The sequence below is a fragment of the Rhodopseudomonas sp. BR0C11 genome, assembly GCF_010820945.1.
Lineage (GTDB): Bacteria > Pseudomonadota > Alphaproteobacteria > Rhizobiales > Xanthobacteraceae > Rhodopseudomonas > Rhodopseudomonas palustris_H.
In genome coordinates, this window is sequence record NZ_QTKI01000189.1 from 1 (window position 1) to 8,803 (window position 8,803).

8 protein-coding genes are annotated in these 8,803 nt (G+C 65.3%); 4 read left to right on the forward strand and 4 right to left on the reverse strand.

Annotated elements, in window-relative coordinates; translation table 11 throughout:
* Nucleotides 1-601 (forward strand): alpha/beta hydrolase (locus DYI24_RS15245; protein WP_164572891.1); only part of this gene is annotated, 601 nt, incomplete at its 5' end.
* 89 nt (nt 602-690) lie between these two features.
* Here DYI24_RS15245 and DYI24_RS15250 read toward each other — a convergent pair.
* The 4 genes from DYI24_RS15250 to DYI24_RS15265 form a co-directional block, all read right to left on the reverse strand.
* Nucleotides 691-1,446: an IclR family transcriptional regulator gene (locus tag DYI24_RS15250; protein ID WP_164572892.1), complete on the reverse strand. Its 756-nt coding sequence runs from the start codon at nt 1,444-1,446 to the stop codon at nt 691-693.
* Nucleotides 1,447-1,528: 82 nt separating this feature from the next.
* The gene (locus tag DYI24_RS15255) at nt 1,529-2,617 is read right to left on the reverse strand and encodes an extracellular solute-binding protein (RefSeq protein WP_164572893.1); all 1,089 of its coding nucleotides are present in this window, start codon (nt 2,615-2,617) and stop codon (nt 1,529-1,531) included.
* Between the two features lie 33 nt (nt 2,618-2,650).
* Entirely contained in the window at nt 2,651-4,444 is a 1,794-nt protein-coding gene (locus DYI24_RS15260; protein WP_164572894.1) for an ABC transporter permease subunit, read from the reverse strand.
* The gene (locus tag DYI24_RS15265) at nt 4,441-5,586 is read right to left on the reverse strand and encodes an ABC transporter ATP-binding protein (RefSeq protein ID WP_164572895.1); all 1,146 of its coding nucleotides are present in this window, start codon (nt 5,584-5,586) and stop codon (nt 4,441-4,443) included. The genes DYI24_RS15260 and DYI24_RS15265 overlap by 4 nt, the downstream gene beginning before the upstream one ends.
* A 255-nt stretch (nt 5,587-5,841) precedes the next feature.
* On the opposite strand from DYI24_RS15265, the gene DYI24_RS15270 reads away from it, so the two are divergent.
* The 3 genes from DYI24_RS15270 to DYI24_RS15280 form a co-directional block, all read left to right on the forward strand.
* Nucleotides 5,842-6,648 (forward strand): CoA transferase subunit A, encoded by an 807-nt coding sequence (locus DYI24_RS15270; RefSeq protein WP_164572896.1) that lies wholly within the window; start codon nt 5,842-5,844, stop codon nt 6,646-6,648.
* Nucleotides 6,648-7,415 (forward strand): CoA transferase, encoded by a 768-nt coding sequence (locus DYI24_RS15275; protein ID WP_107357122.1) that lies wholly within the window; start codon nt 6,648-6,650, stop codon nt 7,413-7,415. The genes DYI24_RS15270 and DYI24_RS15275 overlap by 1 nt, the downstream gene beginning before the upstream one ends.
* Nucleotides 7,416-7,447: 32 nt before the next feature.
* On the forward strand, nt 7,448-8,803 hold a 1,356-nt coding region (locus DYI24_RS15280), incomplete at its 3' end, for a molybdopterin-dependent oxidoreductase (protein ID WP_164572897.1).

Here is an 8,803-nt window from a genome sequence, read left to right on the forward strand (position 1 = left end):
CCCGCGGCTGCCCGGACACGGCATCTCGCCGGCCGCGATGGCCAAAACCACCGCCAATGACTGGGTCAACTGTGCCGAGGACGCGCTGCTCGAGCTGTCCGCCAAATGCGACAAGACCTTCGTGGCCGGACTGTCGATGGGCGGCACGCTGTCGCTGTATCTGGCGGCGTCACATCCGGACAAGGTCGCCGGCGTCGTGCCGATCAACGCCGCGGTGCAGATCGACTCGCCCGACCTTGCCGGGCTGGCCTACGCGCGCGGCCTGCCGGAATTCGTCCCCGGCATCGGCTCGGACATGGTCGACACCACCACCAAGGAGCTCGCCTACGATCAGGTCCCGGTGACCTGCGTCAAGCAGGTGATGGGGCTGGCCGCCACCGCCCGCGCGCTGCTGCCGAGGATCAAGTGCCCGACCTTGGTGATCAACTCGCGCGTCGACCACGTGCTGTCACCGGCCAACGCGACCGTGATCGCCAACCACGTCGGCTCCAGCCGGATCGAGACGCTGTGGCTCGACAACTCCTACCACGTCGCGACGATCGACAACGACAAGGACCTGATCGCTTCCGCGATCGACAGCTTCGTGAAGCGCAGTCTGTGATCCACAGCGGCAGCGGCGCATCTCGGCGCTGATCGCGCCGAACACCAGTCGCTCCGCTCGTCCTTGCGAGGAGCGGAGCGACGAAGCCCTTACTTCATCCCGCCATGGCCGAGCGCCAGGCCGATGGTGCGGGCGGCTTCCATGACGTGGGCGGAGTATTCCTTGATCTGCTTGCGCTTGACGCGGATGTCCGGGCCGGACATGCCGATCGCGCCGATCAGTTCGCCGGAGCGGCCGATGATGGCGCAGGCGCAGGCGGCGATGCCTTCGCGCCATTCGCCGTGCAGCACCGACGCATAGCCCTGCGCCCGGATGGTGCGGATGTCTTCGCGCAGGTCCTCGATCGTGGTGCGGGTCGAATCCGTATAGCGCTTCAGATGCGGGCGCAGGATCTCGAGATAATCGTCCGGCATCTGCGCCAGCATGGCCTTGCCGGTCGCGACCGTGAAAGCCGGCGCGCGCATCCCGACACTGGTGTGGGCGCGGATGTGATGGGCGCTTTCGATCTTGTCGACGTACAACACTTCAGTGCCGTCGAGCACCGACAGGTGGACCGTTTCACCGGTGACCTCGGCCAGCTTGGTCATCGCCGGCCGCGCGATCCGCACCAGATCCATGCGCTGGATGACGTGATGGCCGAGCTCCCAAAGCTTGGTGGTCAGCTCGTAGGTGCTGTGCGGCGGGATCTGGCGGACATAGCCTTGCGACTGCAAAGTCGCCAGCAGCCGGTGCACGTTGCTCTTGGTGAATTTGAGCTGGTTGGCGAGGTCGGTGACACCGCGCGGCTGATCGCTGAGCGCAAGGGTCTCGAGCAGTCGAAGTCCCTTGATGAAAGCTTTGTCCATTCAGGCGGCCGGGGCAATATCTCTTTGTTGGAAATAACGACCGGCAGTCGTGACTGCCGGTCGGAGTTTGCTGCGAGTCGCCTTATTGGGCCAGCATCGCGTTCAGCTTTTCTTGTCCGTATTCTTCATTGGTTGAATTCCCCGCCGGCGACTTGGCGCCCCAGAAATCCGGGCTCCATTCGATCGCCTTGGCGACGTTGTCGGGGTTGTTGGCCCAATATCGCGCAATGTTCTTGTCGGTCGCCGCATCGAACACGACCTTCGACGGCAGCGCCACCGGGAAGGTGGAGGTCAGTTGCGCGGCGCGCTTCGGATCAAGACGCCACGACAGCAGCTTCAGAGCATTGTCGTAGTTCGGCGCGCCTTTTGGAATCGAGAAAAAGTCGTAATAGACGAAACCCTGGTTGAAGGTGAGATCGATCGGAGCGCCTTCCAGTGCCAGCTTGCTCATCGAGCCGGTGTAGGCGAGGCACATGTCGGCTTCACCGTCGAGGATCAGCTGCGGCGGCTGCGCGGCGGTGGTCCACCACTTCACGACGTGCGGCTTGATCTCCTTCAGCTTCTTGAGCGCCCGATCCATGTCGATTGGATACAGCTTGTCTTTGGTGACGCCGTCGGCCATCAGCGCGGCTTCGAAGGTGAAGCGCGGCCACGCCGGCATGCAGCGGCGGCCGGGGAATTTCTTCACGTCCCAGAAGTCGGCCCAGGTCTGCGGAGCCTTGTCGCCCTTGAACTTGTCCTTGTTGTAGACGAGACCGACGCCGATCACCTGCAGCGCGACGCCCTTCTTGCGCTTCAGATTATCCGGCATCGCCGCGAGGGTCTTGTGCGCGGATTCCGACAGCTTGGAATAATCGATGTCGGCCAGGCAGCAGTCGCCGAGCAGTTTGGTTTCCTGATCGAAGATGAAGGTCAGGTCCCACTGCGCCTTGCCGGCTTCGGCCTGGGCCTTGATGCGCGGACCGCTGCGGGCTTCCTGCACGGTGACGACCTTGATGCCGGTTTCCTTCTCGAACGGGTCGTACATCACCTTGCGCAGCGCATCGCCGTAGCCGCCGCCCGGATCCTGCATGATGACGACATTGCTCTGGGCGGAGGCGGTCGCCGCTCCCAGGGCGATGAATGCCGCCGAGGCCAAGGCCGGCAGTCTGAAGCGTTTCAGTCCCAACATCGTGCGTCTTCCTCGTGGTTTGATTGTTTGTCGTCAGCTCGCTTTTTGCGAGGTCGCAAGCACCGGCCGGGCGAGGAACAGCCCTCCCACGACCAGCAGAACTTCAAGCGTGGAGACCACCGCCAGTACCGGATTGAGCCGGTAGTTGATGTCGCCCCACAGCATCAGCGGCAGCGTCTTGAGCTGTGCGCTCGACAGGAACAGGGTCAGCACCAATTCGTCGAACGAATGCAGGAAGGCGAAGAACGTCGCCGCCGCGAGGCCCGGTGCGATCGCCGGCAGGGTCACCAGCCGCAGCACGGTCAGCGATGAAGCACCATGCACCGCGGCCGCCTGTTCGAGCCGCTTGTCGACGCCCTGCAGCGCGGCCGCCAGGATCACCACCACGATCGGCAGGCCGCCGATGGCGTGGGCGGCGGCGAGGCCGAACACCGAGCCGATCAGATCGAACTTCAGGAACAGGCTGTAGAGCGACAGGCCGAGCACCACCGGCGGCACGATGATCGGGCTGACCAGCAGCAGCATGATGGCCGACTTGCCGCGGATGTTGCCGCGGACGATGCCGAGCGCCGCGCTGGTGCCGAGCCCGACCGCGATCAAGGCCGACACCGCCGCGATCAGCGCCGAGGTCCAGAACGCCCGCATCCAGTTGGTGTCGGAGAAGAACTGCTCGTACCAACGCAGCGAGAAGCCCGGCGGCGGAAAGGTCAGATAGCTGGCGCTGCTGAACGAGATCACCATCACGACGATGATGGGGAGGATCAGCACGGCGACGACAACGCCGCCCATCAGTCGCACCGTCCAGGTGCCGACGCCGGTCGGCAGCATCCCGAGCAGCCGCAGCAGCGGCCAACCGATCGTATCAGCGAGGCTGCTGCCGATGGTGCGGCGCGCCGGATCGTTCGCAGCGACATGCGTCGGGCTTGCAGGGGTGGATTCGGTCAGCTTGCGGCCGCCCCAGATGAACTCGAGGCCAAGGAAGCGGCCGGCGATCGCCACCACCGCCAGCGTGATCAGCAACAGCACGACGCCGAGCGCCTGTAGGAAGCCTTCCGACGTGACCGAATCTGCCTGCTGGGTGATGTGCATGGCGAACATCTGGTCGCCGGGTCCGCCGAGCAGCGTCGGCGTGATGAAGAAGCCGATCGCCGCGACGAACACCAGCAGGAAGCCGGCGCCGATGCCGGGCAACGTCAACGGCAGCAACACTCGCCAGAACACCGCGATCGGTCCGGCGCCGGAGGCGAGCGCCGCACGCGTCAGGCCGGGATCGAGCCGCGACACGCTGGAATAGATCGTCAGCACCATCAGCGGCAGCAGCACCGCAGTCATGCCGAGCAGCACGGTGCCGCGATGAAACAGCAGCTGAACCGGCTCGCCCAGAACGCCGATCGCGACCAGCAGCTTGTTGACCGGGCCGGTGCGGCCGAGCAGCACCATCCAGGCGTAGGTGCGGATCAGGATCGCGATGAAGTACGGCAGCACGATCGCGGTCGCGATCAACGCACGCGTCAGACCACGGGTGCGATGGATCAGCAGCGCGGTCGGATAGCCGAACAGCAGGCACAGGAACGCCACCGTGACCGAGATCTGCATGGTCCGGACCAGCGATTCCCAATACAGCGGCACGGCGAAGACGCGCTGGAAGTAAGTCAGCCAGCTCGGGCCGCTGATGCTGATGCGGATCAGATCGATCAACGGCAGCAAATAGATGAAGCCCAAAAATGCGACCGCCGGCAGCAGCAGCAGCGCCGGGTTCTTCAGCTTCATCGCCAGACTGGAGGAAGGCTGACGCCGCGGCTCGTCGGTCAGCGAGAGCGTCGTCATGCCAGCACCCAGCAGTCTTCCGGGCCCCAGCTCACATGCAGACGATCGCCGATATTCGGCAGCGGCCGCTTGGCGCTATCGGGGCAGCGCACCAGCAGCGTCTCGCCGCTCTCCATCTGTGCCTCGATGCGCAGGGTCTCGCCGAGGAAGATCGCCGAGGTCACCGTCACCGGCGTCGAATTTGCATTTGGCTCGTCCGCAATCGCAATGCGCTCCGGACGGACCAGCACGGTGACACGACCGACGTCGATCGCATCGCGGCTCTCGGCTTCGAACACATAGCCCGAACGATTCTTCAGCGTCACCGTGGTGCCGCGCTTCTGCATGATCTCGGCTTCGATCAGATTGCTCTCACCGACGAACGAGGCCACGAACCGATTGGCGGGGTGACGATAGATGTCGAGCGGCCGGCCGATCTGCACGATCTTGCCGGCATCCAGCACGGCGATGCGGTCGCTCATGGTCAGCGCTTCGCCCTGGTCGTGGGTGACGAACAGAATCGTGCTGCCGATGGTCTGGTGCAGATCGCGGATTTCGATCTGGATCGATTCGCGCAAACGACGGTCGAGCGCGCTGAGCGGCTCGTCCATCAGCACGACCTTGGGCCGCATCACGATGGCGCGCGCGATCGCGACGCGCTGCTGCTGGCCGCCGGACATTTCAGACGGCGCTTTGTTGGCGTGCGCCGACAGCCGCATGATCTCCAGCGTCTCGGCGACGCGCCGCGCGGTGGTGGCGCGATCGACACCGGCCATCCGCATCGGGAACGCGACGTTCTGCGTCACCGTCATGTTGGGAAATAGCGCGTAGCTCTGGAACACCATGCCAAAGCCGCGCTTGTGCGTGGGCACGTTATGCACCGGCTTGCCGTCGACCAGGATTTCGCCGCCGTCGAGGGATTGGAAGCCGGCGAGCAGATTGAGCAGCGTGGTCTTGCCGCTGCCGGACGGGCCGAGCAGCGTGATGAATTCACCGGGCTCGATATCGAGGCTGATGCGGTCGACCGCGTGAAACTGGCCGTAGCGCTTTTCGGCTTCGCGCACAGCGATGCTGGAGCCGATGGCCTGCCGCGTTTGCGTGGCCTGCGATGCTGCACCTCGCGCGCCGAAACTCCCTGCGCGCAGAGCCACTGGCTCGGCCATCGTTCCCTCCCTGATCATTCCCGACTTCGTCGTTCTATATTATGAAACGCTATTCCAATTATTCTTGGCGGGCGACTTGGTCTTGTCAAGTCGGGGAACGTGCGCTGCGACGCGGTGGCGCGCGCCGAGCCGTCATGCAGATGCGCCGAAGCGCCACGCAGCAATACGATCGGCATTGACAGAGGATCGGATGCGCGACTAATTTTATTTGGAAAGACGTTCTACAATATAGAACACAAAATCGGGAGGTTGATCGTGGCGAGCGATCTTCGCGGACTGGCGAAGTATGTGGAGCCGGGAATCCGGCTGGCCGTGCCGGTCGACTATGCCGGCGTCTCGATGGCGATGACGCGTCCGATCATCGAGCGCAAAACCGGCAACCTCCATCTCATCTGCGTGCCGACCGGCGGCCTTCAGGTCGATCAGCTGATCGGCTCGGGCCTGGTGCGCACCGTCGAGACCAGCGCGGTGACGCTCGGCGAGGCCGGCGGCGCGCCGCGGTTCAACGCAGCCGTCAAGGACGGCTCGATCAAGCTGATGGACGCGACCTGCCCGGCGATCCACGCCGGCCTGATGGCGGCGCAGAAGGGCAGCCCGTTCATGCCGATGCGCGGCCTGATCGGCAGCGACATCCTGCGGCATCGCAAGGACTGGCGCGTGATCGACAATCCGCTGGCCGACGGCGGCGATCCCGTCGTGCTGATCCCCGCGATCAAGCCGGACGTCACGATCTTCCACGCCCCAATGGCCGACCGCTTCGGCAACGTCTGGATCGGCCGCCGCCGCGAACTCGCGGCGATGGCCTATGCGTCGGCGATCACGCTGGTGACCGTCGAGCGGATCGTCGACGACAGCCTGCTCGCCAACGAGATCACCGCGGCCGGCGTGCTGCCGGCGATCTATGTCACTGAAGTCGCGCTCGCGCCGAAGGGCGCGTGGCCCTACGGGCTGTGGGGCGAATATCAGGCCGACACCCAGGAACTCGTTCGCTACGCCCGCGCGGCGCGCACCGCCGAAGGTTTTGCCGAATACATGACGACGACGCAGATGGAGCCCGCCTGATGACCGACATTCATCCGCGCGAGATCCTGATCTGCACCATCGCCAAGCTGCTCGACGGCGTTCGCCATGTTGCGGTCGGCGCCTCCTCGCCGATTCCGGCCTCGGGCGCGATGCTGCTGCGGGCGTTGAAGCAGCAGGCCGGCGAGACCGGACCGCGGATCTCGATCCTCGGCTCGGTCGAGCATAACTTCTTCACCAACGGTTCGGCCGAGCTGTTCGATTGCGCCGGCCAGGGCCGCATCGACGCCTTCTTCCTCGGCGGCGGCCAGATCGACGGCCAGGGCAACATCAATCTGGTCGGCACCGGCGAGTATCCGCAGACGCAAGTGCGCTGGCCGGGCTCGTTCGGATCGGCCTATCTGTACTACGTCGTGCCGCGCGTGATCCTGTTCCGCGAGGAGCACACCCCGCGCGCGATGGTCGAGAAAGTCGATTTCATCAGCGCGCCGGGCGTCAGCGACGACGGCGTGTATCGTACCGGCGGCCCGATCGCGCTGCTGACCAGCAAGGCGCTGTTCCGCTTCGACAAGGACCGCCGCGGCTTCGACCTGCAAAGCGTGCATCCCGGCTACGACCTCACCGCCATCAAGGAAGCGACCGGCTTCAAGTTTGCGCATGACGACGTGCCGGAACAGACCCCGCTGCCCGATCCGGACGTGCTGAAGCTGCTGCGCGAGCGCGTCTACGACGAAGTCGCCGAGACCTATCCGGACTTCGCCGCGCAGATGCGGCGCGAGATCGCACAGCCGCTGTCGCAAGCATCCTGAGCCGACCGGCCATCATCCTACGGAGACGGCGCGTGAGTGAGATCAAGCGAATCCCGCACTGCAGCCACTGGGGCGCCTATACGCTGCTGGTGCTGGACGGGAGCATCGTCGGCGTCGAGCCGTTCGCGCACGATCCCGCGCCGTCGCCGATCATTCACTCGGTGCCGGAATGGGCCAACCCCAAGCGCCGCGTGCCGCGCCCGCTGGTGCGCGCCGGCTGGCTGGAGAAACGAGAGCACAGCGACCGGCGCAAGCGCGGCGCCGAGAAGTTCGTGCCGGTCAGTTGGGACGAAGCGACGACGCTGGTGGCCGATGAAATCCGCCGCGTCTCGACGACTTACGGCAACGCCTCGATCTTCGCCGGCTCCTATGGCTGGACCAATTCGGGCCGGCTGCACCACGCTTCCTCGCTGCTGAAGCGGATGCTCAATCTGGTCGGCGGCTTCACCCGTCACGTCGACACCTATTCGATCGCTGCAGGCCCCGTGATCCTGCGCCACACGCTCGGCAGCTCGGACGCCTGCGACGGCCGCGCCAATACGCTCGACACCATCGCCGAACACACCGAGACGCTGGTGGTGTTCGGCGCGCTGTCGCCGCGCACCGCGCAGACCGAAGCCGGCGGCATCGGCATCCACCGCGTCGAGTCGTATTTGCGCAAGATCGCAGATCGCGGCATCCGCATCGTGCATGTCTCGCCGCTGAAAGACGATCTGCCGGAGTGGGTCGGCGCCGAATGGTGGCCGATCCGTCCGAACACCGACGCCGCGCTGATGCTCGGCCTCGCCGGCGAGATCGTGCTGGCAGGCCGGCACGCCCGCGACTTCCTCGACCGCTGCACCAGCGGCGCCGATCAACTGATCGCGTATCTCGACGGCTCCGCCGACGGCGTCCGCAAGGATGCGGCGTGGGCGGCGGAGATCTGCGGCCTCGATGCCGAGAGCATTCGTCAGCTCGCGCGGCGTCTGGTCGACACCCGCAGCATGCTGACGGTGAGCTGGAGCCTGCAGCGCGCGCATCACGGCGAGCAGCCGTTCTGGTCGGCGCTCGGCCTTGCCTCGATCATCGGCCAGATCGGCCTGCCCGGCGGCGGTGTCGGCTATGGCTACGCGTCGCTCGGCGGCGTCGGCTCGCCGTTCAACATCGGCAAGTCGCCGGCGATTTCACAGCTGACGCGGCCGATCGACAGCTTCATTCCGGTGGCGCGGATCAGCGACATGCTGCTGAACCCCGGCGGAACCTTCACCTATGAAGGCAAGACCCAGACCTATCCGGACACCCGGCTGGTGTATTGGGCCGGCGGCAATCCGTATCATCACCATCAGGACCTCAACCGGCTCGCCGAAGCCTGGACACGGCCGGAGACGATCATCGTCCAGGATCCGATG

Coding starts and splice junctions, on each gene's coding strand:
- DYI24_RS15260 (WP_164572894.1), bottom strand. CDS start 4,444: ATGACGACGCTCTCGCTGACCGACGAGCCGCGGCGTCAGCCTTCCTCC.
- DYI24_RS15265 (WP_164572895.1), bottom strand. CDS start 5,586: ATGGCCGAGCCAGTGGCTCTGCGCGCAGGGAGTTTCGGCGCGCGAGGT.
- DYI24_RS15255 (WP_164572893.1), bottom strand. CDS start 2,617: ATGTTGGGACTGAAACGCTTCAGACTGCCGGCCTTGGCCTCGGCGGCA.
- DYI24_RS15250 (WP_164572892.1), bottom strand. CDS start 1,446: ATGGACAAAGCTTTCATCAAGGGACTTCGACTGCTCGAGACCCTTGCG.
- DYI24_RS15275 (WP_107357122.1), top strand. CDS start 6,648: ATGACCGACATTCATCCGCGCGAGATCCTGATCTGCACCATCGCCAAG.